This window comes from Afipia dichlorophenoxyacetatis (assembly GCF_055386385.1).
Genome location: NZ_AP029250.1, coordinates 5,224,322 through 5,248,338, shown reverse-complemented (window position 1 = coordinate 5,248,338; position 24,017 = coordinate 5,224,322). Strand labels below are relative to the sequence as shown.

Genomic DNA, 24,017 nt, shown 5'->3' with positions numbered 1-24,017 from the left:
GCGGCAACGCCTAGGTCTCATTCTAACGACGATTATTGTCGCCGCAGGTGTTCGGCAGCGACATCGCGCTGCTGCAGCCATCCTCCGCCGGAAGTTCTTCGGCGTTGGGGTCGCCCGGTGCTGTAGCCCAGGCCAGTTCGACCAGCGTCACGATCCGCCGGCCTGCACCGTCAACCTGGCAAACGATAAGGCCCTGGTCCTCGATATAGGTCAGCAGGTATCGCGCGCGGCGCAGGGAGTGTGTGCCATAGGCGCGGGCAATCGCTGCATCGCTCGGGCAGGGCCAACCCTCCTTCGCTGCGCGGGCAATCATCATGAAGATGCCTTGCATATCCTGAGGCAGGATGGAGGCTCGGATCGAGACGTCCTTCCAAGCGTCATCCGCCACCATTTCAGTGTCGAGCCCTGCGCGGGCGTGTGTCAGCATCCGCTGAAAGTCACCGAGGTCCGGCACGGCTGAACCGAGGCCTTCAATTCGGCAGCGGACTACAAACTCCTGATAGAGGACGCTGATGGCGCGGAATCCCGCGTCGGGCTCCGAGAGGATAGCGCGCAGGATACGGTCCAGCCGTGCACGCCGCTCCGCGAGTTCCTCAGCGCTGAGTAGCTGGTCCACCACCACTTCGGGGCGGATCTCCAGCGCCGCGGACTTCGCCGCCATGAGTTGGTTGAGGAGGTCTGGCGACGGCGGCCGGCGTTGGGGCCGGATATTCTCGGGGGGCGGCTCTGCGAGGATAATGGCGCGTGCGTCCTCCAGTGCCGCTTCGGGGAGTGGCATCAATCGTGGGGTTGCATTGCGGGGCGCGGTATCTGTTGGCCCGATGCGCAGTCCCAGGGGGCGGCGGGAGAGGGCTGGGCCCAGCGCCATGAAATGCCCGCGCTCCAGGTCCCGGAAGGCTTCTGCCTGTCGTCGCTCCATGCCGAGAAGGTCGGCGGCGCGCGCCATGTCGATATCCAGGAAGGTGCGGCCCATCAAGAAATTGGAAGCCTCGGCTGCGACGTTCTTGGCGAGCTTCGCCAGTCGTTGGGTCGCGATGACCCCCGCTAGCCCGCGCTTGCGGCCGCGGCACATCAGGTTCGTCATGGCGCCGAGAGAGAGTTTGCGGGCCTCGTCCGAAACCTCCCCTGCGACAGCCGGCGCGAAGAGCTGTGCTTCGTCCACCACCACCAGCATCGGGTACCAGTGGTCGCGGCCGACTTCGAAAAGTCCGCCAAGGAAGGCCGCAGCGCGCCGCATCTGATTCTCGGCGTCGAGCCCCTCAAGATTAAGCACTGTAGAGACGCGATGAATGCGCGCGCGTTCGCCGGCTGCCTGCAGGGCCCGCTCGGTGTGGTCCTCAGCATCGATCACCAGGTGGCCGAACGAATCGGCCAGCGTTACGAAGTCGCCTTCGGGGTCGATGATGGTCTGCTGTACCCACGGCGCACTCTGTTCCAGCAACCGGCGTAGGAGATGAGATTTACCGGAGCCCGAATTGCCCTGCACCAGCAGGCGGGTCGCTAGCAGTTCCTCGAGATCCAGTGCCGCCGAGCCACCTGCCGTTGTCTGTCCCATCTCGATCGCAACGGTCATGTCTCGACTCAACGCCCCTTTCTGCTAGGAGGGCTTATCAATCCGATCGCAGCCCGTCGAGCGGCCCGAGGCTGTTACCAAAAGGCATTGCGTGGCTTGTACGCCGCCGTTGAAAACTATTTTTTCAACGCGCGTTGGGGTTGGATTGATGGAGCAGGCATGCAAGCCGTTTCACCGCTTGTGGCCAATGCGGCTTACTTGCTCACCGGTCCGGGGGACAGCAAAGGTGATGGAGCTGTCGTGGCGCCGGTGGCGAGCGAGCGCTGAACCATGACGGTATCGGCCCAGCGACCATATCTATAGGCCACCCCAGGCAGCAGGCCCACTCTGGAAAAGCCAAATTTCTCGTGGAGACCAAGGGAAGGCGCATTGTCGGCATCGATATAGCCGATGATTTGCCGGAAGCCCGCCGCAGCACAGACGTCGATCAGTTCTCGCATCAAGATCTGTCCGATGCCTTGGCCGATGTGCTCGTGGTGAACATAGATCGAGTGTTTGACCGTGTAGCGATAGGCTGGCCGCTTACGGAACAGCACGACATAGGCGTAGCCCAGGATATCTCCACCCCTCGTTGCCACGAGATGAGGGAAACGGCGGTTGCGCAGGTTCTTGCGCCGGTCGCGCAAATCATCGGGCTGCGGCGTCTCGGTGTCACTGACGCCTTCTTCGATGCCGTGGCGGATATGGCGACGATAAATCGCCAGCATGGCGTCGACATCGGTATCGCGCGATGGCCGCACAACGATTGGCTGCTCTAGCTCGCTTGGCATCCCTGCTTCCATACGTGCTCCACTATTCGGAAACGACGTATGTATATAGCCGGATGCGGCCGTTGGCGTCGACCTTGCGATAAACGCCCTGGATTTCGACGTCGAAGCCGGGAAACGTGTTGAAGCAGGTTTCGAACATCTTGAGATAGTCGATCATTGGCTGTGCCCGTTCAGTGAGCCGTTCACCTGGCACGATCGTGGCGATTCCAGGCGGATAAACCACGAAAGGTGTTGTCGCGATACGGCCCGCAATTTCATCAATGGGAAGATACTCCACGTCATTGCGCACTAGGCAGCGCGCCGCGGCGTGAGGCGATATGGCGATCTCCGGCAAGTGCTCGGACGCGAACTGTTTCGACTGCAACGTGCTGACATCGGCATCGCGAAAGAAGCGGTGCATGTCCGCGCAAAGATCGCGCAGCCGGATGCCGGCATAGCGTGCCGGTCTGCGCCTGGAGAATTCGGGGATAGCCTCTTCGAGCAGCGCGTTGTCGTCATGCAACTTCTTGAACGCGACAAGGCCGCTGATCAGCGTGCCGGCCTTGCTGGCCTCTACACCCGGCGTTAGCAAAAAGAGCAGCGAATTGAGATCGTTCTTCTCCGGGACAATACGGTTTTCTCGCAGAAACTGCGCCACCACGGGTGCCGGGATGCCATGTTCGGCATAGCCTCCGGTGGCGCGGTCGAAGCCCGGTGTCAGCACCGTGAGCTTGTTCGGATCGGTCATCGCAAAGCCCGCCGCCATGCCTGGGAAACCATGCCAGGTCGTGTCAGGCCCGAGCTGCCAATAGGCCGGGTTTGTGGCGAGCTGATCGGTGCTCACGCTCTCCCAGGCGACGCTGTGCACAGCTCCTTCGCGCGATGCATCAGGAATCCCGACGCGCTCGGGCACGAAGGGTTCGAAGAACCAGCGCCGTTCCGGACGCGTTTCCTTTTCTTCGAATTCGCGGCGGACGGCACGCATCTTCTTGCGCAGTTCGATACCAAGCCTGATCGTGTCGTCCCACAGCACTTCGCCTGAGCGGCCCTTCATCATTTGCGCGCCAACGTCGAGCGAGGCGAACAACGGATAAAACGGCGATGTCGAAGCGTGCTGCATGAAGCTCTCGTTGAAGCGCCGGTGCTCCACCCGCCGCTTCTGACCGCGGATATGGCGGTCTTTCATGTGGATCTGCGAAGCTTGCGAAAAGCTTGCCAGCTGTTTGTGCGTGGACTGGGTCGCGATGATACCCGGAGCATCAGGGCCGAGGTTGGAGAGTCCCATGGCGAAACGGCCAGCATAGAGAGGATGGAATTTCATAAAGCCGGCCCAGGCCTCATCAAACAAGATGTAATCGCAGAGATGGCCGATGCGCTGCAGGATCATTTCGGCATTGTGGATGGTGCCGTCATAAGTGCATTGCTCGATCACGGCGACGCGGAAGGGACGCTCTCGGCGCCAGGCCTCCGGATCCTTAACCAGCGGGTTGACGCGGATGCGCTGGCGCAGCGCCTCCTCATCAAAGTCGTCCCACACCATCGGGCCGATCAGGCCCCAGGGATTCCGCACTGTCGGAACGTAAACTGGAATCCCACCGCTGATCATGAGTGCGCCGTGAAGCGCGGCCTTATGGTTGTTGCGATCGAACAGAACCAGGTCGCCGTCGGTCACCAGCGCCGAAAGCGCAACCTTGTTTGATGTCGAAGTGCCGTTGAGCACGAAATAGGTTTTCTCCGCACCGAAGATCTGTGCGGCCTCTTTCTGCGCCTGCAGCGCGGGACCTTCGTGGGTCAGAAGATCGCCGAGATCGAGAACCGAATTGTCGAGGTCGTCGCGGAACACGGCCTCGCCGAGGTGCTCCATGAAAACCCGTCCGATCGGACTGCGGCTGTAAAACACACCGCCGTTGTGACCTGGGCAGGTCCACAACTGGTTGCCTTCTTCAGCATAATCGACCAACGCTCCGAAGAACGGCGTTTTCAGCGTCTCGGCATATTGCTTCAGGCGGCTGATCAGATTCTTGGCGATAAATGGCGGTGTTTCTTCGGAGAGGAAGACATAGCCATCGATGAAGTCGAGCACCTCGACCGGCAAATCTTCAAATCGCTTGCGGCGGATCAACAAGATAATCGGAAAGTCCAGACCACGGCGGCGCATCAGGTTGATCAGCGCTGCCGTCTTGCCTTCGAGACCTTTCTTGCCCCAATCGACCACCATGCAGCCGATGGCGGCATCGGTCTGAACCGCGATCTCGGCATCCTCCATCTTACGTGCCTTGACGACCTCGAAACCGGAGCGTTCGATCTCGTCGACGATTTGATTGAGCCGGATGCCTTCGAGATCGTCGGCATCAAATGTCGGCATCGCGAAGAGGAAAGTGAAGCGCCTGAAATAGTCCATAAGGTCCTCGCGACGTGTGCATCAAATGTGTTTCAGCACAATCTCTCGCTGCGTTATGTGACAACTCAGTGACCAAAGGTGGATGTAGGTGGATCAGCCAGAAAAAGGACCTTAGGCCAGTGGCTCCCAACAATTGTTGCTGCCGTCATGCGCCATCGCACAACTCGCTTCCAGCCTCGAACGGTCTATGATTCGAAAGGGTGAGGTATTCAGGGGCGTAGCTTTGAAGTGCGAGCGTTACTTCGCGCACGCTGTGATGGCCCCAACGAGTATCCGAAAGGTCCTCGCGACCAAGCACATTGCTCATCTTTCGATGCGCTGGAGAAATTCAAATGTCCAGTTCACGCCCGCGGGGGAAAAGTCCAGCAGGCCGCTGCCGTTGAGAGCGCGAGTGACAATTTGCTCAATCACAACGCGACCGAAGCCTTGCCGTTGCGGAGGCATAACGGGTGGTCCGCCCTTTTCACACCAATGGATTCGGACCTTGTCGTCCGCTTCGTCGATCTGCCACTGGATCAACACCTCGCCATGAGGCCCTGATAACGCACCATGCTTTGAGGCATTGGTCGCCAGCTCGTGCAAAGCCAAGCCCAAATGTTGCACGGCGTCGGGTTTCAGGACCACCGGAGGCCCGGCGGCGTTGATCCTCCCTGCATTGGCTTGGCCGAACGGCCGCATCTGTGCCGCTACAAGATCGTGGAATGTGGCACCCTGCCAACTATCCTTGACGAGCAGATCATGACAATGAGCGAGCGCCTGCAGCCGTTCCGAAAAGCACATTTGATACTGCTTCACGTCGCCCGCGTACCGTGCGGTCTGGTTTGCGACCGCCATGACAACCGCAAGGAGATTCTTGGTGCGATGTGACAGCTCGTCGATGATGAAGCGGATATGCTCTTCGCGGCGTCTCTGCTCGCTGATATCGACGTGCGTTCCAATCCATCGATAAACGGTCGACGTCGCATCGCGCAGTGGAATCGCCCTGGTGAGGAATGGGCGGTACTGCCCGTCCTTTCCGAGCAGTAATAACTCCATCTCCAGTGCCGTTCCGCTTTGGATGGACTGCGTCCAGCGGCGTCTAGCGTCCAGCAGTGAGGCAGGGGTGAGAAGGGACTGCCAGTCATTGGGGGTTGCATTATCGGGCGACACGCCTGTGTAGTCATACCAATGGCTGTTGACCCAGAAGATCCTGCCATCGGCCTCAGCCATCCAAACCAATTGCGGAATGGAATCGGCCAGTGTGTGGAATTGCCGCTCGCTCGCCCGAAGTGCCGCTTCGGCGCGCTTGCGTTCGGTGATCTCTTCAGCTGCGACGTTGACGCCTACGATCTCGTTATGCCGCCCCCTCACTGGGTGCCAGTAAGTGATCCACGAACGGTCTTCGATCTGGTCGGGGCGCTGCCCGGCTACTTCGATCCCGGTCACCGGCTCGCCGGTTGTCATGATGGAGCGGACAATCGCTTCAACCGATTCAGCCAACGCCGGGACGCACTCTCGCACCGTTCGTCCCAAATGCCCTTCAACGGAAATGCCGCATATTTCGGTGAGGCGCTGGTTGATCTGCAGATAGCGGCAGTCGGGAGACAAGAACGCTAATCCGATTGGCGCTGTATCGTAGATAAGCTGCAAGGCAGGCTGCTCGATGAGCGACAGGTCGGGCACAGAGGTCCGCTGGTTTACCTTCGCATCACTCTTTGCCTCGTTCGCCAACAGATGTCCCCTTAGCGATTCAGAGTTCCCGCCCGGCACCTATCGAGACAACCAACCAAGCCTACACCCATTTTCCGATCCCATGCCAATGCCGTTCGAAACCGGAACCCTTCCTAAAAGTGAGGCATCCGCGATGAGGCAAATCCGACCGAGCCGAGCGGGATCCGGCTACGTTCGCGGCCCTTTGAGGTGGCGCCGGAAAAGGGGCGCCACCTCAGGTGGCAACGCCCCGGAAATTAAATCTTTACGCTTTCGGGAACTTTGCAGGCGCGCTTAAGCGCTCCTCAATGCCCGAGAGTGAGACTGGGGGCATGACGGCCATAGTCCCACTGAACACCGATTCCAGTGTTGCCGCGCAACCGCAGCGGTCGAAATCGCTTGCCAAGTCGCGCCTGCGTGGTTGCGTCGACTGGCTCCTTACCGGCTTACATCCCGAGCCCGACGAAGTCCGCCGCGAGCTGCTGCATCAGCGCGCGAGCAAGATAAAGACGCTCGCAGTGGCGATATTTGCCTCCTTGCTCACTGCGACGATCGCCGTCGCACTGACGGGGGCCTCATGGGCCTGTGCGTGGCTGGCTGCAGAACTGGTTCTGGGCAGCATCAGAATTTATCTGATGATAGGGGACGTCGCGAAAGCGAAGGCCGCCCAGCGCACCGGAACGACTATCGCGCCGATCTGGGCAGGGCTGGCCTCGGCTATCCTGATCTCCGCCGGTTGTTATCAATGTGTCGGATCGGGCGTGGTGCCGCTGATCCTGATGGCTGGTATCGGCATCGCCAATCTCGTCGGCGGGATTTCTTCTCGCAACGCCGCCACCCCGCGGTACGGGGCGCTGCTGATTTGCATCCTGACGCTGCCCTTTGCCGTTGCGACGATCCTGTCGCCGCTCCCGTATTTGTTTCTCGTCGGCCTGCAGACGCCGCTCTACACTGCTGGAATGATTTTTCTGCTGCTGGAGAACCACAAGGTCCTGCTCAACCTCCACCGTTCGGAGCATAGCAATCGCCAGATGGCGCATCATGATTTGCTGACTGGTCTTCCCAATCGCGCGCTGAACTTGAAGCTATTCGCCGATCTGCTGGCGAGCCCTGGTCCGGAGGCCGGTCCTGCCAATTCAAAGCTCACCGTGTTCTGTCTTGATCTCGACGGTTTCAAAGCCGTCAACGACGGATTCGGACATGCGACGGGTGATGCTGTTCTTGTCGCGGTGGCCAAGCGTCTGCGTGCCAGCGTCCGCGAGGTTGGCTTTGTATGCCGTCTCGGCGGCGACGAATTTGTCGTTCTGTTGCCTCACGTCACCGACGATGAAGCTATCTCCGTCGCCCGGCGGATTATTTCACGCGTCGCAGAACCGTTTGAATTCGCCCCCGCCGCACAGATCGGCGTCAGCATCGGCATCGCCGCAGCGCCGCGCGACGGAGCCACCGCTGACGAATTGCTGAGCGCGGCCGACCGCGCGATGTATGAGGCCAAGCGCCGTGGTAAGGGCGGCTTCGTCGTCCACGCCCCCAACGTGGAGGTCGTCAGTCTGGTCGCCCTCGGCGGGCGCCCATAGCGTTTTTTTCTCTATCATCTTGGGCGCTTCCGGCCTGGAACGCTCACGCGTTCGTGGACGACATACCTTAAAATGTCTGCCAACTCTGAGGCGGCGGGCGAAAGCTCGGCTCCTGTGAGCAATCGCAATTCGAGCGACGGCAGTTTGGGCAGATTCAATTCGGCGCTGACATCGCGTATTCCCGATGGAAGTCGATGCGCTGTTCGAACCGTGATGCCATGGCCGAAGCGCAACGCCGCCCACACGCCCGGTAGACTGGGCGTCGTCAAAGACAAGCGCCAACGTCGGGCATTGGCTTCCAACGTCTGAATTGCGCTTTGTCGAAACAGGCACGGATGATCGAACAGCACGAGCGGCACGGGTGCGGCGTTTGATGAGTGTGCGACTGCTTTCCCCGCGAGCCAGAACAGCGGCAGGGTCTTCAGGCGTTCCTTGTTTTTGTCTGCACCTGCTTTGACAAACGCGAGCGCCAGATCGAGATGACCGGAGCGAACTTCCTCCTCAAGTGCATAGTTGCGTCCGGCGCGAACCTCGATATGGACGTTCGGCCGCTGACGGGAGAAGTGCGTGATGGCCTCGGGCATCACATCCTCAAAGAAGTCCTGCGGCAATCCCATCCTGATTGAGGCAGTGGTTGCTGTCGCGCCGATGGAGGCCGCGGCTTCATCATGCAAATCGATGATCCGGCGCGCATAAACGAGCAGAGCATCGCCTGCTTCGGTCGGGACAAGACCGCGCCCGTTGCGGCGGAACAGCGCCTTGCCTGCTTGTTCCTCGAGTTTTTTGAGTTGCATGCTGACTGCGGATTGGGAGCGGCCCAGGTGCAAAGCCGCGCGCGCAAAGCTTCCGAGTTCGGTGCCCGTGACCATGGTCCGAAGAGCTTCAATATCAAAGGAATTCGTCATATTCGATTCCGCGAAGTGAATCTTCAATACTATATGATATTCGAAAGACTTCGGCGGAGCTAGGATGCGTGCAGATTTCCGTCGGCCGGGTTGCCAAGCAGATCATCGGCCAACTTATCAAAGGTCATCAGCATGGCATCTGTCGCTCCCATTGGCTTCATTGGTCTTGGATCCATGGGCGAGCCGATGGCGCTCAACCTCGTCAAGGCGGGTACGCCGCTCATTGTCTGGAATCGATCAGTGTCGAAGTGTCAGATTCTGGCCGATGCCGGCGCTTCGGTCGCAGAAATAGCCGCGGACGTCTTCGCCCGGTGTGACATCGTATTCCTGATGTTGGCCGACCATGCCGCGATTGACACCGTCCTTGGGCGAAATAGCGATGCGTTTTCAGATCGGGTCCGTTCTCGTGTGATCGTTAATACGTCGACGGTCTTGCCGAGCTATTCGCAGGCACTCGAAGTCGATATCCGCGCTGCGGGCGGCCGATATGTGGAGGCACCGGTTTCCGGATCGCGCAAGCCGGCCGAGGCCGGCCAGCTCATTGCCATGTTGTCCGGCGATGCTGTCGATGTGGAATCCATCCGTCCTCTGTTTAAGGCGATGTGCCGGGATACCTTCGTCTGCGGTGAAGTCCCGGGTGCATTAAAGATGAAGTTGGCGGTGAACCTCTTCCTCATCACCATGGTCACCGGTTTGGCCGAAGCCACACACTTTGCCGAAAAGCTTGGTTTGGACATGGTCCGTTTCGTCTCGATCCTCGACGCCGGGCCGATGGCGAGCGACGTGTCGCGGATCAAGGCGGCGAAACTCATAAAGAGGGATTTTGCGCGTCAGGCGGGAATAACCGATGTCTTGAAGAACAATACTCTCGTTGCCGTAACAGCGCGAGAATCCAACATCGCATCTCCGCTGCTGGATGTGTGTCATGCGCTGTACGGCGAGACGCAAGCGCTCGGCCTCGGCGATGAGGACATGGCTGCGGTCGTCCAGGCCATCGAGCAACGAACAGCCTCGATCGCATGACCGTTTTTGAGCCGTGGCACCGGATGAGGGTGTGATGCAGATGCGGGTTGCATCGGGCCCATCCACTGCGTCTGCACCGCCAGCTCTCGTCATCCGGCTTATCGCGGTCCAATCCTCAAAATAATCACTGGCCGAGAAGGCGGCTAATGTGCTCCGATGCGGGTGTCGAAGGACGCACGCAGGAGGACGGTGATGTCGGAACGCGAGCAGTCAAGGCCGTTACCGTTCGCCATGAATCGGCGGGACCTGATGATTGGTGCAGCAAGTCTTGCCGGTGCGGGACTTTGGCCGATGCCGGGTAACACCCAGACAAATTTCTACAAATTTCAGCACGGCGATTTCGACGTCACGGTTCTCAGCGACGGCTATCTCGTACTGCCGACGACCATTCACGGCCTTGATGTGCCGCGTGAAGACGTGGAGCGGCTGTTCAAGGACGCCGGTCTTGCTCCAGATCAGGTGAAGCCGGCAACCAATCCGGTCCTGCTTCGCACGGAGTCGGATCTCATTCTCATCGATACAGGCTCAGGCACGAATTTCCAGCCGACGGTCGGCAAACTCATGGACAATCTTGCAGCGGCTAATATCGATCCGAAAAGCATCACCAAGGTCGTTTTCACTCACGCTCATCCGGACCATATTTGGGGCACCATCGGCTTTGGTGACGAGCTGAACTTTCCGAATGCGGCTTATTACGTGTCGGCAGTCGAATGGGACTTCTGGATGGATCTCGCGCTGAAGGCGAAGCTTCCCGAACAGATGCATGCTTTCGTCTCTGGTGCGCAAGCCAACCTCGGAGCGGTGAAAAACACCGTGACGATGGTGAAGCCCGGCAATGACATCGTCACAGGTCTCAGCGTGGTGGACAGCGCGGGCCATACGCCGGGCCATATCTCGCTTCTTGTGGCCGGTGGTGAGGGACTGTTGATCCCCGCCGACGCCATCACAGAACCTGCCGTGTACTTTCCTCATCCCGAGTGGCGGTTCGCCTATGACATGGACAGCAACGTGGCTGTCGCCAATCGAAAGAAGCTGCTGGATGGCGCCGCGACCGACAAAATGAAGATGCTCGGATTCCACTGGCCTCATCCGGGCTTAGGGTTCGCCGAGCGAAAAGGTACGGGATATCGGTATGTGCCGATCACTTGACAGGCCCACGGAGAGGATATCGCGGACAAAAGCCGTGCAGGAAGAAGGAGAACGTCGATGACCCGAGGCAGGCAGATTGCGACAGTCACCTTGGTGGCTGTGACTATACTCGCATCGATGGGCAACAAAGCTGACGCCGCGCGTTGCGGTAATGGCTCGGCTGGCTTCGAAACCTGGAAGAGAGAGTTTTCCGAAGAGGCAAGAGCAAAAGGCGTCAGCGCGGCTGGCATATCTGCCCTGATGCAGACGAACTACGCAACCGCAACGATCAACGCCGATCGTGGGCAGAGGAGCTTTGGTCTGTCACTCGATCAGTTTCTCGCCAAACGTGGCGCTTCAACCATTGTCGCGCGTGGTCGCTCGCTCAAGCAATCTCACGCGGCCCTCTTTGCATCCATTGAACAACGCTACGGCGTTCCGCCCGGGCCGCTTCTCGCGATCTGGGGAATGGAGACTGGCTTTGGCAGTGTACGAGGCAATCAAAACATGCTGTCGTCCGTTGCCACACTCGCCTACGACTGCCGACGGCCTGAATATTTCACCGATCAGCTTTACGCAGCTCTCAAGTTAATCGACCGCGGTACGCTGTCGGCGAGCACGCGAGGCTCCATGCACGGGGAAGTCGGTCAGACGCAGTTTTTGCCGAAGAACATTCTGGCCTATGGCACCGGCAATCTCGACGTTGCGGCCAATGCGCTGACTTCGACCGCGAATTTCCTGAAGGCCCACGGCTGGCGGGCAGGTGCGGGATACCAACCAGGGGAGGCGAACTTCGCGGCTATCCAGGCGTGGAATGCCGCATCAGTTTATCAGCGAGCCCTGGCGCTGATGGGTCGTCAGATCGATGGCGAGCGGGCGTCGGCCGCTCGTTGATCCGCTCTGCTTCGTATCCAGGTTGCCGAGGTGAGAGCCGAAAGACTGTAGTCGCTCACGCCTCGCCCCAATTCCAGGCGAGCAGGAAAGCGTACACGACCATCGAGAGTGCATAGAGCGAAGCGATCCAAGCATAGCGGCAATCTGCGAAAGCGATGCGTTACGCGCAGCGCGGAGGAGCCGCGGATGAGGGGGAGTCCGTAGCGCTATGAGCGACCGCGCCGTTGTATCGATCGACAGCCAGCTAAGATCTCACGCGAGCGAGACGTGGAGCGATGCTCGTTTTTAAAATTAATGCCTGAGGTTATTAGCCGCAGATCTACGGTTCTGATTATCGGAAATCCTTAGCGTGCTGGATCCTGACTTCGGGCTCGCAGTTCGGCGCTTCGCACCAACTCGCGCAATCGGGCAAGTTCGAGAAGGCGTTGGCGGAGGCTTGTGTGAGGATGAGAACCAAACGCGCGGCGGCCAAGAGCCTGACGTCTTTGCGGAGGCAATACACGAATACTATTCGACATCGAACCGCTCCAAATAAAAAGAGCCATACGTCAAACTAACAAAAGAATAATCGCTCATCCATCACCCGAACGGGGTATCCATGAATGGTATTAACTGCAACGGTATTAAAATCAAAAATCTAAAAACGCCGTCGAAGATATTTACTGCTCTTGCTTCGCCGGTCAATCAAGCTAGAGGCAGAAGAGCTCTAAATAGATCTTTTTTACAACAAGCCAATCAACTTTGTGGCGGCCCAACCGAGTCCGATCAGCCAACCGCACAATGCGACAATCGAGGCGGTCGCAAACGCTATCATGAAAAATTTGTGCCCCATGAGACGTTGCCGATTTCAAAGGCGAGTCTGATGAATAACCATGGATTGCGCGAATTATTCCTTATTTTCTGCCGCGTATGTCCGGCTTCCGACATTGCGAGAATGTTTGCGTCCGATCGGCGAGTTCAACAATGAACCGCGACGATGCCCGGTGAACAAGGGTGTGCGATTTTCGAGCGACGCAAGGAAGAAGTTCAGTTCTTTCAGGCGGGCCTCGATCTCGCTTCTCTCTAAGGATCGACGCTTCGCTTGGGGGGAACGTTTTGAGCGCGGTATTCGGCGCTCGCCTCTATCATGAGAAACCACGGCAATCTCCAATCAGATTCCGGCGTCAATGTCTTAAAAATAAAGATACGAAATTTGGCGTCGTTCAGGTTCAAATGACTCGAATAATTATCTCGACGATCTGAATAAGTATAATTCACCCTTTTCTATTCAGCTTGCAACGAAACTGAAGCATCAAGCTTAATAGGAAGGAGCGAGGTTAATTCTGGAACTTTGGAATTACATTCGTACGACAGCGGGCGATTAATAATCCGAATAAATATCTCATTTCCGTTCCGCTGAGCTGTCCTGAGGCTCTGACTGCCCCAAGGCGCGGCTTATCTGCTCCAAGGCGTCCGCATCGGCCTGGTCGCCGCGGGGTGACTGCGTGAGCGGGCCGTCACGAGTCGGTTCTGCGGCGGGCGCGCCGGCTGCGGCGGGAGATACGCGAATCCATTCCTGTGCTCCAACGGTCTGGATCGCCTTCGTCATCTCTTCGCGCGGATGAGTTCCGGCTGTGAGCAATCCCTTGAAATAGATCAGCCACAGATGCTCTTCCTTGGCGTTTTTCAGCGCGGGAAAGCGGGAGACAATGACATCAAAGGCAACAGGGCTGAAATTCTTGATTTGTTGATGGAGAGGTTCGCTCTGCATTTTTTGTGTGAGCGACCATTTGTGAAGCATCCAGATGACGGCGATCTCTGACACGCTCGCCTGGATCGACGAGGCGAGTTCGTCCGGAGAGTGCGGGGGCTCGGACGAAGATGACGTGTCAGCTTCGGGATTGACGGGGAGGTTACGCGTCTGGAGGCTGGTTAAGTTGGACCGATCACCTGGAGCGTTCCGCGGTTCAGGAGAAGTGTCGGCCCGCTCGTTGTCGTCGCTCACTACAGCTACTCGCTACTCCGCGCATTTAATTGCGCCCTTCGAACTCTGCACAGATGTCCAGAATGAGCTAACGATGAGGAATTGGAATGGCGATTGTGCGTCCAGCCCCGCTGAGGTTTCCTAGTTACGTCCCGGCAAAAAGAAAATCTGTGGCAGCCCCGGGGCTGCCACGTACCACCCTAAATTGAGTTGCGACTTAACCTACGTCGTTTACCGGCGCCAAGGTTTGTCGTCCCATAACCACTCGAACCAGTCCCACCAGTCCCGATCGCGATCCTTACCGCCGCCACCCTTGCCGCCACCACCATTTGAATGGGCCACGGCTTCCGAATTTAATGACGTCGACAGCAGCATCGTGATTGCGGGCGGAGTGACGATTGCAAACTTTCCGCAAGAGGCGAGGAACTTTCGTCGATCCTCATTGGCTTCGTCTGAAGGAGGCGTGGAACCTGTCTGCTCGGGTGTCATTCGATCACCTCTAATGTTGGACGCTTTGATTTCATATGTGGCTCTGGTCGAAATAAATATATCGAATTAACTACCATTAAATAATTCAAACTTTCCAGTGTCAATCGACCAAAAGTAACATTTAATTCATAGGCAAGTTGTCTGGGCCGTTATTTAATGTTGTGTGTCGTGGATTTTAACGGTTCCATGGGGCGGCTCGGCTGTTTCGGCGATAGGAATTGGGGGCAGGGAAGTCTTATGAAGAGCATTTCGCCCTTGGATGCGATGGACGTCACAAACGATCCCAAACCCCCATACGCCCTGCGCCCGGTCGAGGGCGTCTCATTTTTTTTGTTGGGGGATCAGAGCGCAATCTTCTCGGAATCCTCCCAGAAAATTTATGCACTCAATCAGATCGCAGCTTACATCTGGTGTCAGCTTGAGGAAGGGGAGGCCGTTGATGCAATTCGCGATGGATTGGTCAAAGCTGGCGTAAATGCAGATCTGGCAGGCATGTATGTCTCGCAAGCCATACGCATGTGGCACAAACTTGGTTTGTTGAAACCGCATTGGCAATTCGATGACGACCCAATCCACTTCGCGCGGTCGTTCAATATTCATATCGCGGGTTTCAGCGCGACGATACGTGTCGCAACTGAACCTCTAGCCAAGTTACTGACGCTGTTCGATCATCAGATCGTGCTTGCCCCCGACGGTCGAGATGTCATCGACGTCATCGAAGCGAATAAATTTGTCCAAGTGTTTCATAACAAGCGTGGCGTCTTTTGCTGCGATCCCGTCGAGCTTGCGCCGACGTTGAAAGCTTACATCACCGAACAGGTGGTCGTGGCGAGCCCTCCCAACGTACTTGTGCATGCGGCGTGCTTGCATCGCAATGGGAAAAGCTTGCTCATCAGCGGACGGCCCGGAGCTGGCAAGACGACTTTATCGATGCGATTGGGAGAAGCCGGATTTGAATACGGTGGCGACGATATTGTGCTGGTCGCGCCCGATGGCACTGCGACGGGAGTGCCTTTTGCTCCGGCAATTAAGCCCGGCGCCTGGCAGATTGTCGGACAGTTCCGCCCCGATCTCAACGAAGCGGTTGTTCATCGGCGTCCAGACGGCAAGCGTGTGCGCTATGTGCTTCCAGAGCGCATCACGCGTGCCCGCGGATCTGTTGTCGGCTGGATTCTTTTTATTCGACGTGGGGACGGCCCGGCGACATTCACTCAGTTAGACCGGATTGAGGTGATGCGCAGACTGATGGAGGGGGCGTATTCTCCTGGAGAGAAGATGACACTACCGATGTGCAATGCTCTGAAGCACGCGATAAACGGCGCGGATTGCTTTGAACTGAGTTATGCCGACTCGGCAGACGCGTGTGATGCAATTGTGCGGTTTTGCAAATGACCAGCCAGCACACGTCGTTCCTTCACCTGTGTCAGTGTCTACTGGGGGAGCTTCCCAACAACGTCGATTGGATGTCGCTGATCAGCCTTGCCAATCAGACTTTAACCACGCCTGCCCTGATAGACATTGTTGAACGACATCCCGGGGATATCCCGGCGGATGTCCATGATTATGTCTGCGAGATATTCGAGCGTAACATTATCCGCAACAATCGGCTTTCCTTGCAACTCGCGGAAGCCTTGGCCGCACTGAACAGAGAGAAAATTACGCCCGTCCTCATGAAGGGAAGCGCAGTGCTCGTTTCATCGAGTCGGAGAACGGGCGCGCGTCTTATCTCCGATCTGGATATCCTGGTCTCACCGGAAGAAGCCAAAGCCGCCTTCGGTTGCCTCAGCAAGCTGGGTTACGGGGTCCACTATGAGGCTCCGGATGGCGCGGCCAAGTGGTATGCCGATCTGGCGCGGCCGGGAGATGTGGGCATGATTGATCTGCATAAAAAGCCTCCTGGTCATGGCTTCTTTTACGGCATCTCGGGAGACATCACGCAGAACTGTCGACTGCTATCGTGGAACGACACTTCGGTTTACATTCCTTCCGCCACCTATCATGCTCTGATGTTGATTATTCACGATCAGTTTCAGGATGCGGACTACTGGGTGGGCAAAATCGATCTGCGGCATCTCCTTGATTTGAGGGATTTGGCGAACGAGTCAGATGGCGTTGACTGGGAACGTCTCGCGCTACTCGTTCCGGGGGACCTTGCGAGAAATGCGATGGAAACCCAGATGGTCGCACTTTCCTCTTTACTTGGGGTAGACGTGCCTCCCCAGCTGCGCGCAAGAGCGATCCCCCAAATTCAACACTGGCGCCGCATGTTACAGATCCGTTTGCCAGCTTTGAGCCGAGCGTTTCTGCTGACTGCGTTGCTCGACTATCGAAATTATCGTGCCGTGCTGGGGGTCTCAGGCGAACTGACGCCAGGTTTCAAATTGACGAGGCGTATCCTGCCTCGGCTCGATACGGTCCGCTTCTTGGTTGGACGATCGCGAGAGCAGCGCGCGGGGAAGATTTAGGTCGCTCTCGTGGCTTCAAGGTCGGTCAAGGACCAGTCTAGCTGTTTGTGGGTATTGAACGTCGGCTGCCCCCCGGCGGCGACCATGCCGGCTGAAATGAATGCGCGCGTCAATCCTACGCTCGGCACAAACGATTTAAATCATGCCAAAAATTTGGTCGTTGACTATCCCAACGAGCGGCCAAGCTTATTCGGTGTTGGCATTATGGATGATTTTGAAGTCATCCATTTTGTGTCCTCGGTCGAGGGCAACAACGAGCCAACGAGGCAACTTGCCACGGCCAGACCAGGTCTCGGACGGAGACGAAGGATTGCGGTATTTAGGTAGCACCCTAGGATATTTTCGTCGCGGCCGATTGCCTGCGCGCGAAGATGCCTTTGAGGGCGCATCGCGAGCGATTTGACTGCGATTGAGCTGGGCAAGGCGTTTTTCCAGCTCCCGCTTTTCTGCGACGATTCTGTCCGTCAGAATCTCTGTGATTTCTTCGTGAAGAAGCCAGAGTTCATTGAACTGCATTTCATCCAGATCTGTATTTCGCATAGGGCTCTCGCGATCGTTGTTTATGTTTCGACTCTCAGTCCCCAAATTCTGGGAAGTACTTTCCCCACCAGTGATTGCCGACTCTTTGATCTGCGACTCAAGAGCAAGTTATTTTAAATCAGATTTGATCCGGGAACATAAATTTAATTTGTCGAATTTCGCGATCCTCCCCAGAAAATTTTTTTTAATAATATTCGAGGCGATAATAATTTAAATAAGGTCGTTGACATGTCAAAAAGTAGGCAATTTGTTGCGTTGCGGGCCGATCAGAGATGAATTCAGAATTTTAAATATTTATATTCTACCGATTGCGCGCTGCCCCCGAGAGTAGTTGCTGTGCAGCATCTTCCAAAAATTAATACTGTGCCTGCGCGTGGTCGCTTGGGATTTGTTATTTGATGATTATTATTTGGAGAGCGATTCTTGAATTGCTTGCTCGGATCTTCTGAGCACGTGCGTGGAATTTGAGGTGATGCTTATACTCTGAAAAGCAGCGCCCAGCTTGATAAACGCCTTTGGGACATGAAGCTCAGAGGATGTTGGCAATCACGCAACGATCTCAATTGTTTACTGAGGGGGATTATCGGGATTGAACGGCTCCCGTCTTATCGGTTGTTTATCTGTTGTAAGGAGCACGTTGAACGGGAACAGCTTATGGCCTACATGTGGGGCTGGAATCAGGAATGCGGGTTTGCGCAGATGAAGAAGATTGATCTGGAAGGTATGTCGATTGACGACCTTTGGAATCTCCATGAGACGGTCAGCAAGATTCTTTCTGTCCGTATCGCATCAGAAAAGCGCGAACTGGAGAAGCGATTAGCGTATCTCAACGGCGGGAAGGACGCGATTACGCAGGGGGCCGAAGTGGCGTCCCGCAATGGTGAAGACAAGCCTCGCCGTAAGTACCCAGCGGTTCTTCCAAAGTATCGTAATCCGTTAATGCCATCCGAAACCTGGTCCGGACGGGGTAAGCAGCCACGTTGGCTGGTCGCGGCACTTAAGTCCGGTCGCAAAATCGATGATTTCAGGATTGGTGCTTCCAGTAGCCCCAAGGGCCGGCGTCGGGCCTGAGTCTCAAATTCAAAAACCTCAAATTCAAGATTCGCAGGAAAGCGTCGGCGCCTCTGAAGCCCTGAGTGGAACGCTTTCCTAGTAGGCGTTGCGGCAGCGCAAGACTTCCGTGACTGTTTGAAGAAGAATTGCGAAATCGAGCCTGAAGCTCCAGTTGTCGATGTACCAGAGGTCGTGTTCGACGCGGCGCTCGATATCCGTCGAGGTTGGCGTCGCTCCCCGGCATCCATTGACTTGAGCCCAACCCGTCAGGCCAGGCTTGACCCGGTGCCGCGATGCATAGTTCCGGACGATTTTGTCGAATTGCGTATCGTGCGCCACGGCATGGGGGCGTGGACCAACCAATGACATGCTGCCTTCCAGGACGTTGAACAGCTGAGGCAGTTCATCGATGCTGGTTCTGCGAAGCCACTTCCCGAGCGGAGTTACCCTGTTATCGATGCGCTGGGCTTGGGCAATGGCGGCTCCATTCTCAAGGACCGTCATTGTTCGGAACTTCAGTATCTGGAAGCATCGCCCGTTGAACCCGCATCGGCGTTGCTTGAATAGAACAGGTCCTGGTGAATCGAGTTTGATCGCAATCGCGACGATCACCAATAAGGGGAGGAATACCAACAAGCCCATTCCCGACATCAAGACGTCAAGGCAGCGCTTCATCGAATATTCAAATGGAGTCAGCGGTCCGCGTTGCATCTCGATGCAGGTCGCGCTGCCGAGCGTGTGAGACGGCTGCTTGAAGATTTCCGATACCGCGCCGACGGGAATAAGATTGACAGGAAACGGCAATATCCGCAGTTCGGTGATAAGGCTGCGCAGTTCCGGCCAATGATTTAAGTCCGCGCCCACAACGATTTCTTCAACCTCGGATCCTCGAACATATGCGATTGCGCTTGAGATGACTTTCTCGCGTCGCCGATTGCCATACTCCGGAGGGGGAAGTGTAAAATGGCGCTCCAAACGGAAGCCCAGGCTGGTCAAAACATGGGGGAGATTGGATTCCGAGGGGCGTCCGTGGTCGGTAATGAGAACGATCTTGCGGCCGGAAAACCGTCTTTTCACCATCCCTTCGGTCAGCAGCCGACGCCATAAAAAGCGTTGCGCAATCAGTGCGCTAAAGCCAAGGCCTGCGAAAAGCAGATTTGCGCCTCGCGAAATTTCGTTGCCTGTTTTCAGCGCGAAGATCGTGCCGGCGAGCAAAAAAAATACGGCTGTCCAGAGAATGCTAATCGCCCGCACCTGAGTGCGTAAAGCCAGCAATTCCGCTGGTTTGTACATCTCCCGGCTTTTCATCAAGGAAATGAAGAGGGCTGCCACGATAGCCGCCGACCCGATGTATTGCAGCATGTCAGCGGGGGCGCCGATGTAGAGATGATAGCCGATGCCCGCGATAATGCTCGTGGACAGGATAATGGCCGCGTCGGTCAAGACCGTGATGATTTCAACGGAATCATAGGTGATTGGCCATTTCCGCGCCGGTGGCGGCTCCCGCAACCCGGTGACGGCGACGCTCCGCGCTATCTCAATGTCACGTTTGATGAAATTCATTGCGGGCCTGTGATGCGCCGAACCCCTATTTAATATTTTAAATATGCCTGGATATTTAAATTTAGCAAGTTTTTAATAATTAAATGGAGAGACATTTTAAATGCACCGGGCGTTGATCTCTCGTTAACAAATTCGCCAATAGAATGAGCATGTTGCGATTTGCCTGGAGCTGGCGCCCTGTTTTATTCAGCGATCGGTCACGGTCTTATAGGAATAGCGATAGGCGGGATTTTCCCAATCCAGGCTTTGCTCGGATTGATGGCTCTCGCTGTGCTTGAAAGCTTTGTCGCAGGGGCTCTGTTTGGACTGTCGACAGGTCTATGGTCGCTGATGAATCTGCTGGCAATCCAGGTCGGGTATCTCGGGGGGATTTACGGTCGCAGCCTTCTTGAGAGGGCTGGTCTTGCCGAGCCCGGTACGCGTATCAATCACGTCTGACGGGACAGGGTCGTCCGGGAAGCCAAATCTTACTGCAGGCCGGCGCGCATCGCTGCAAGATAGGTCGGATCAATCTCCGTGATAAGGCGCTCCACCATGGCTTTGCTTGCGGGCGGAGCTGCTCTGTAAGCCGCAATCAGCGCGGGCTTCAGGGAGGGCATCTTGGTAACAACAAGGCGTATGTCTCGTTTGGCGAGATCCTGAATTTCAGGATCCCTCAGGTTATTCGGCTGAAGCGAGGTCTGAAGACGAAGCGGGAAAAGCGCGAGGTCATTGGGCGCGGTATAATACGACATCTTAAGCAAAGCGGCCGGTTGAAGACCTTGCCAATGGTATCGATCAGCCATGGCGGCAAGCATCAGCCAGGCGTCCCCGCGATGCGGGGCGTATCGGATCGCATTTTCCAGATCCATGCGCGTGTCGTTAGCGGCCCCACCGCCGCTTTCTGGAACCGCTGGCGGCTCCTTCCATAGCAGGTCAGAATGTGTGAATGCGCTTTCTGCCCATAGGTCTCCGCGAATGCGTGCGACCAAAGCAGCTCGTTTCGCGTTCTGTTGATCAGCGGGATCTCCGCGAGAAAGGCTTGTCTGCCGATCTGCCAGGAGTTGAACCCGGGAAGGCCGATAATATTCAGCAACGATAATCCATACCGACAGTGAAGCGAGGACGATGCTGAATGCCACCAATCCCAAGCGGAACCACGTCTGTGTGAGTGGGGATTGGCCTGCGGCGTACCTTGTCTGCTCGATCGAAAGTGCAGCCTGTTGCACCGGGATATCGTTTCCATCTGCATTGCCTGAGCGCTTGCTTTGAGCGAACGCCATGCCCAGCACTGATGCGGTGAGAAGGGCTGCCGCGAGACCAACGAGGCCTGCATTTGCGAACGTAGCAATCAGCATTGCGATAATGCAGCCCGCACCGCACCCGGCGTAGTAATAATCACGACCGCGCAGCAGGGCTTTCCTAAACAAAACATACGCCGCGAATACGGCCAGGATGATCAGTCCGTAGAGGAATGGCCGTCCCATCTCTACAGCGACCAACGTGGCTGTCGTCGGCGCGGGGATCGACTGCGAGCTATCGATATCGCGATAAATCGGTAAAAGCGCTTCAAAGGTTCCGGCACCTGTTCCACTCAATCCAGCATCTGTCAGGATGCGATCCGCGGTCGCGAGAATTGGTACCGGCTGACTCGAGAACCAGAGCGTGGGATCGACGTTGTGGTTGATGGGAGTGGCGGAGAAAAAGCCGATCAGCCCCACCATTGCAACCGCAGCGAGGCCGCACTGGCCCCACAAGCCCAAGCGCCACTTTCGAATGGCCATGACACTCATCAGGACGGCAAGCCCACAGGCGGCTGCAAACAACATCATGCCGTCGGCATCGATCACGAGGGCCAACAGGCAGATGACGAGGCCAATCACGGAAACGATGGTCGCGTAATTCGTCGGATGGGGAGCCGTCTCGCGGCTCGTCGGGAGTGTTCGAGTTCGTTCGGAAATGTGAATGAGGCTTGTCGTCGAAAGTATTGCACCGATCACCGCGACGTTCATTGCCTGCGACCGCAGGGAGGAAAGATCCCAGAGAGCTGCGTGGAAATAGCCCAGATCCACACATAGCAGTCCTGTGGCGATCACAACTGCGGATGCGGTGAGCAGAAGAAGGGTGATTTCCGCCCGGCGGCGATCAAGAGCGATGGCAGTTGAAATGATCGCAACGGATAGCGCAAAAAAGTACTGCGCAAGACTTAGCAAGGTTGTGCCGATGTCCAGACTGATTGCGCCCACAAGCGGTTTATCGAGGGCGGCGGATGCGCTTGCCCAGGCGGAGTGAGCAAGCGACCGGCTGGGAATGGGCATAATCTGAACGAGCATCCAGAAGCCGGGGATAAGAAGCAGAAGGGCTATGGGTTCCGCCAGCTGAGCGAGCCGCCGAAAGTCTCCGGCATGGAAGGTGAGCGCGATGAGGGCTATTGCAGTGGCAGCGTTTGCGAGGATCAGCCCATAGACAAACACGCTGTCAATGATCGTGAGCACCGGCGTGATCACGATCAAAGAAACGAAAATTATGAAGACTGCGGTCACCGGGCATTCCCACCGTAATGGCAGTGGTCAAAATCGCGGTCTCGATCTGTCTGTTATCACTATTTAGAAAATGGATGACTTTCAATCGAGAGACAAGCAAGCGAAGAGTGCCGGAAATTCGCGCAGACCTCAGGGAGTTGGCGCTGCCGAAATGGGGGTCGGCGTATTGATAATTGCCGCCGTGCCTCCCTTGGCGACGGCGCTCAAGGTGTAAGCGTTGGTCGCATAAATAATCGGGTCGTTGACGGTCGCCATAATCGTTCGCAGGAAGTTCAGGAACTTCGTGGTCTCAACCGAAGCTGCGTTCGAGATATAGATCACGTCCTTGTTCCGGATTTCGAATGTCTGCGCCAGGAAGTAGCCCGACGGATCCCTGAAATTCACGTGGTAAATGACCGGAACAATCGGTCCTTGGAACTTCGAACAGTCGACGCCAAGCCGTTCTGCCACTTCACGCGGTTCGCCGCGATAAAGGAATACGGAAGCGGGATCGGCGAGGGAATCGTTAAGCCCGCCGTGTTTTCCGACGGCTTCGGCAAGCGAAATCCGCCATGAATCGAATTTGTATTGCCCCTGCGTACCGGCAGCGCCGAATGCCACAAAGGTCTGGGGCTGGCTGTAGAGATAAATCGTATCGTTCGGGATGACGAAAATATTGTTCGATGGCTCGTAGACCAAAGCGCCAAACGGAACGCTTGCGCGATGTCCCCCGCGCTCCATGGTCACCCAGACGTCGTAACCTTGTGAGTTTGGACCGCCCGCACGCGTGATCGCATCCAGAATTCGTTCTCCGGACGGGGCGGCGGGAAATCGGCCAGCCGTGCGGACATCACCCAAGACGCTAATAAGCGAGGCTTTTTGATCGACCAGCGAAACCACTGCCTGAGGTTCGATGGCTCGATTTTTGAGGGCGTTTACGATCGATTGTTGAATCTCGACAGGAGTGCGACCTTTCGCGGCAATCGCGCCCGCATATGGGACAGTGATATTCCCATTGTTGTCGACCGCCTGGTTGGGAATGGTCACAAAGTTTCCGGGGCGCACGCCAGCCTCGGCTGGAATGAACAGTCCCCCCGCCGCAGCTTCGAAGATCGTCACGCTGACTGTATCGCCAAGGCCGAAGCGGAATGCCTTGGGCGGTGTTCGATTTGCGAATGCGGTTGAAAGCCTTGGCGTATATTGCCCCAGGATCCGGACTGCTTCGGGGGTTAACTTAACGAGCCCATACGGAATGCTGTCAGGCTCCGTGGGCTTGTTCATCAGAACGTCCATGCTCTGCGGGCCGCTGGTCGGCATAATCGTACAGCCGCCGCATAGAGCTGCAGCGACGAGCAGACTGGCCGTTACCTTGTGATGCACCGCGCGGAACAGAATTAAATCCCCAAATCTAAGTCCCAAGCCCTCAGCAGGTTCGCACTATGTTGCGATTCAGGCTAGTGCTCTTCGGAGCGCCGCTTAAGACAGGTCCCCCTTGTGACTTGCT

General features: G+C 56.7%; 20 protein-coding genes. 9 read left to right on the top strand and 11 right to left on the bottom strand.

Annotated elements, in window-relative coordinates; all coding sequences use genetic code 11:
• Nucleotides 1–22 precede the first annotated feature (22 nt).
• The 4 genes from ACZ5C3_RS24575 to ACZ5C3_RS24560 all read right to left on the bottom strand — a co-directional run bounded on the left by ACZ5C3_RS24575 (nt 23) and on the right by ACZ5C3_RS24560 (nt 6,433).
• On the bottom strand, nt 23–1,573 hold the full coding sequence (locus ACZ5C3_RS24575; RefSeq protein WP_464038422.1) for a helicase HerA domain-containing protein: 1,551 nt from the start codon (nt 1,571–1,573) through the stop codon (nt 23–25).
• 194 nt (nt 1,574–1,767) lie between these two features.
• Nucleotides 1,768–2,343 (bottom strand): N-acetyltransferase family protein, encoded by a 576-nt coding sequence (locus ACZ5C3_RS24570; RefSeq protein ID WP_464033750.1) that lies wholly within the window; start codon nt 2,341–2,343, stop codon nt 1,768–1,770.
• Between the two features lie 22 nt (nt 2,344–2,365).
• Nucleotides 2,366–4,723: an Orn/Lys/Arg family decarboxylase gene (locus ACZ5C3_RS24565; RefSeq protein WP_464033749.1), complete on the bottom strand. Its 2,358-nt coding sequence runs from the start codon at nt 4,721–4,723 to the stop codon at nt 2,366–2,368.
• A gap of 303 nt (nt 4,724–5,026) precedes the next feature.
• Nucleotides 5,027–6,433, bottom strand: coding sequence for a PAS domain-containing protein (locus ACZ5C3_RS24560; RefSeq protein ID WP_464033748.1), 1,407 nt, complete (start codon nt 6,431–6,433; stop codon nt 5,027–5,029).
• A gap of 311 nt (nt 6,434–6,744) precedes the next feature.
• Between ACZ5C3_RS24560 and ACZ5C3_RS24555 the strand changes: the two genes are divergently transcribed.
• Complete coding sequence (locus ACZ5C3_RS24555) at nt 6,745–7,989, top strand: diguanylate cyclase domain-containing protein (protein ID WP_464033747.1); 1,245 nt, start codon at nt 6,745–6,747, stop codon at nt 7,987–7,989.
• A 14-nt stretch (nt 7,990–8,003) separates the two neighbouring features.
• Here the strand turns inward: ACZ5C3_RS24555 and ACZ5C3_RS24550 are convergent, their stop codons facing one another.
• Complete coding sequence (locus tag ACZ5C3_RS24550) at nt 8,004–8,894, bottom strand: LysR family transcriptional regulator (RefSeq protein WP_464033746.1); 891 nt, start codon at nt 8,892–8,894, stop codon at nt 8,004–8,006.
• A 132-nt stretch (nt 8,895–9,026) separates the two neighbouring features.
• On the opposite strand from ACZ5C3_RS24550, the gene ACZ5C3_RS24545 reads away from it, so the two are divergent.
• The 4 genes from ACZ5C3_RS24545 to ACZ5C3_RS24530 all read left to right on the top strand — a co-directional run bounded on the left by ACZ5C3_RS24545 (nt 9,027) and on the right by ACZ5C3_RS24530 (nt 12,906).
• Nucleotides 9,027–9,917, top strand: a complete 891-nt coding sequence (locus ACZ5C3_RS24545; protein WP_464033745.1) for an NAD(P)-dependent oxidoreductase — start codon at nt 9,027–9,029, stop codon at nt 9,915–9,917.
• Between the two features lie 192 nt (nt 9,918–10,109).
• Entirely contained in the window at nt 10,110–11,066 is a 957-nt protein-coding gene (locus ACZ5C3_RS24540; RefSeq protein WP_464033744.1) for an MBL fold metallo-hydrolase, read from the top strand.
• Between the two features lie 57 nt (nt 11,067–11,123).
• Nucleotides 11,124–11,939: a lytic murein transglycosylase gene (locus ACZ5C3_RS24535; protein ID WP_464033743.1), complete on the top strand. Its 816-nt coding sequence runs from the start codon at nt 11,124–11,126 to the stop codon at nt 11,937–11,939.
• Between the two features lie 598 nt (nt 11,940–12,537).
• On the top strand, nt 12,538–12,906 hold the full coding sequence (locus ACZ5C3_RS24530) for a hypothetical protein (RefSeq protein ID WP_464033742.1): 369 nt from the start codon (nt 12,538–12,540) through the stop codon (nt 12,904–12,906).
• 414 nt (nt 12,907–13,320) lie between these two features.
• Here the strand turns inward: ACZ5C3_RS24530 and ACZ5C3_RS24525 are convergent, their stop codons facing one another.
• Complete coding sequence (locus ACZ5C3_RS24525; protein WP_464033741.1) at nt 13,321–13,923, bottom strand: hypothetical protein; 603 nt, start codon at nt 13,921–13,923, stop codon at nt 13,321–13,323.
• 210 nt (nt 13,924–14,133) lie between these two features.
• Nucleotides 14,134–14,391 (bottom strand): hypothetical protein, encoded by a 258-nt coding sequence (locus ACZ5C3_RS24520; RefSeq protein WP_464033740.1) that lies wholly within the window; start codon nt 14,389–14,391, stop codon nt 14,134–14,136.
• A 237-nt stretch (nt 14,392–14,628) separates the two neighbouring features.
• On the opposite strand from ACZ5C3_RS24520, the gene ACZ5C3_RS24515 reads away from it, so the two are divergent.
• Together ACZ5C3_RS24515 and ACZ5C3_RS24510 are read left to right on the top strand one after the other, a co-directional pair.
• Entirely contained in the window at nt 14,629–15,783 is a 1,155-nt protein-coding gene (locus ACZ5C3_RS24515; protein ID WP_464033739.1) for a hypothetical protein, read from the top strand.
• Nucleotides 15,780–16,856 carry a nucleotidyltransferase family protein gene (locus ACZ5C3_RS24510; protein ID WP_464033738.1) on the top strand — a complete coding sequence of 359 codons (1,077 nt, stop codon included), beginning with the start codon at nt 15,780–15,782 and terminating at the stop codon, nt 16,854–16,856. The genes ACZ5C3_RS24515 and ACZ5C3_RS24510 overlap by 4 nt, the downstream gene beginning before the upstream one ends.
• Nucleotides 16,857–17,042: 186 nt before the next feature.
• Here ACZ5C3_RS24510 and ACZ5C3_RS24505 read toward each other — a convergent pair whose 3' ends face one another.
• Nucleotides 17,043–17,396 carry an H-NS histone family protein gene (locus ACZ5C3_RS24505; protein ID WP_464033737.1) on the bottom strand — a complete coding sequence of 118 codons (354 nt, stop codon included), beginning with the start codon at nt 17,394–17,396 and terminating at the stop codon, nt 17,043–17,045.
• A gap of 654 nt (nt 17,397–18,050) precedes the next feature.
• Between ACZ5C3_RS24505 and ACZ5C3_RS24500 the strand changes: the two genes are divergently transcribed.
• Entirely contained in the window at nt 18,051–18,467 is a 417-nt protein-coding gene (locus ACZ5C3_RS24500; RefSeq protein WP_464033736.1) for an H-NS histone family protein, read from the top strand.
• Nucleotides 18,468–18,545: 78 nt separating this feature from the next.
• Here the strand turns inward: ACZ5C3_RS24500 and ACZ5C3_RS24495 are convergent, their stop codons facing one another.
• Nucleotides 18,546–20,012 (bottom strand): undecaprenyl-phosphate glucose phosphotransferase, encoded by a 1,467-nt coding sequence (locus ACZ5C3_RS24495; RefSeq protein WP_464044338.1) that lies wholly within the window; start codon nt 20,010–20,012, stop codon nt 18,546–18,548.
• 258 nt (nt 20,013–20,270) lie between these two features.
• On the opposite strand from ACZ5C3_RS24495, the gene ACZ5C3_RS24490 reads away from it, so the two are divergent.
• Entirely contained in the window at nt 20,271–20,450 is a 180-nt protein-coding gene (locus ACZ5C3_RS24490) for a hypothetical protein (protein ID WP_464033733.1), read from the top strand.
• Between the two features lie 29 nt (nt 20,451–20,479).
• Here the strand turns inward: ACZ5C3_RS24490 and ACZ5C3_RS24485 are convergent, their stop codons facing one another.
• Together ACZ5C3_RS24485 and ACZ5C3_RS24480 are read right to left on the bottom strand one after the other, a co-directional pair.
• Nucleotides 20,480–22,534, bottom strand: a complete 2,055-nt coding sequence (locus ACZ5C3_RS24485; protein ID WP_464033732.1) for a hypothetical protein — start codon at nt 22,532–22,534, stop codon at nt 20,480–20,482.
• 129 nt (nt 22,535–22,663) lie between these two features.
• Nucleotides 22,664–23,794 (bottom strand): polysaccharide biosynthesis/export family protein, encoded by a 1,131-nt coding sequence (locus tag ACZ5C3_RS24480; RefSeq protein WP_464033731.1) that lies wholly within the window; start codon nt 23,792–23,794, stop codon nt 22,664–22,666.
• Between the last annotated feature and the right edge of the window lie 223 nt (nt 23,795–24,017).

Bases quoted from the DNA above. Each gene is read 5' to 3' on its own strand.
- ACZ5C3_RS24565 (WP_464033749.1), bottom strand. From the start codon at position 4,723: ATGGACTATTTCAGGCGCTTCACTTTCCTCTTCGCGATGCCGACATTT.
- ACZ5C3_RS24520 (WP_464033740.1), bottom strand. From the start codon at position 14,391: ATGACACCCGAGCAGACAGGTTCCACGCCTCCTTCAGACGAAGCCAAT.
- ACZ5C3_RS24495 (WP_464044338.1), bottom strand. From the start codon at position 20,012: ATGAATTTCATCAAACGTGACATTGAGATAGCGCGGAGCGTCGCCGTC.
- ACZ5C3_RS24570 (WP_464033750.1), bottom strand. From the start codon at position 2,343: ATGCCAAGCGAGCTAGAGCAGCCAATCGTTGTGCGGCCATCGCGCGAT.
- ACZ5C3_RS24540 (WP_464033744.1), top strand. From the start codon at position 10,110: ATGTCGGAACGCGAGCAGTCAAGGCCGTTACCGTTCGCCATGAATCGG.
- ACZ5C3_RS24575 (WP_464038422.1), bottom strand. From the start codon at position 1,573: ATGACCGTTGCGATCGAGATGGGACAGACAACGGCAGGTGGCTCGGCG.
- ACZ5C3_RS24500 (WP_464033736.1), top strand. From the start codon at position 18,051: ATGGCCTACATGTGGGGCTGGAATCAGGAATGCGGGTTTGCGCAGATG.
- ACZ5C3_RS24480 (WP_464033731.1), bottom strand. From the start codon at position 23,794: ATGAACAAGCCCACGGAGCCTGACAGCATTCCGTATGGGCTCGTTAAG.
- ACZ5C3_RS24490 (WP_464033733.1), top strand. From the start codon at position 20,271: ATGGCTCTCGCTGTGCTTGAAAGCTTTGTCGCAGGGGCTCTGTTTGGA.
- ACZ5C3_RS24530 (WP_464033742.1), top strand. From the start codon at position 12,538: ATGAATGGTATTAACTGCAACGGTATTAAAATCAAAAATCTAAAAACG.
- ACZ5C3_RS24505 (WP_464033737.1), bottom strand. From the start codon at position 17,396: ATGCGAAATACAGATCTGGATGAAATGCAGTTCAATGAACTCTGGCTT.
- ACZ5C3_RS24515 (WP_464033739.1), top strand. From the start codon at position 14,629: ATGAAGAGCATTTCGCCCTTGGATGCGATGGACGTCACAAACGATCCC.
- ACZ5C3_RS24535 (WP_464033743.1), top strand. From the start codon at position 11,124: ATGACCCGAGGCAGGCAGATTGCGACAGTCACCTTGGTGGCTGTGACT.
- ACZ5C3_RS24545 (WP_464033745.1), top strand. From the start codon at position 9,027: ATGGCATCTGTCGCTCCCATTGGCTTCATTGGTCTTGGATCCATGGGC.
- ACZ5C3_RS24510 (WP_464033738.1), top strand. From the start codon at position 15,780: ATGACCAGCCAGCACACGTCGTTCCTTCACCTGTGTCAGTGTCTACTG.
- ACZ5C3_RS24555 (WP_464033747.1), top strand. From the start codon at position 6,745: ATGACGGCCATAGTCCCACTGAACACCGATTCCAGTGTTGCCGCGCAA.
- ACZ5C3_RS24550 (WP_464033746.1), bottom strand. From the start codon at position 8,894: ATGACGAATTCCTTTGATATTGAAGCTCTTCGGACCATGGTCACGGGC.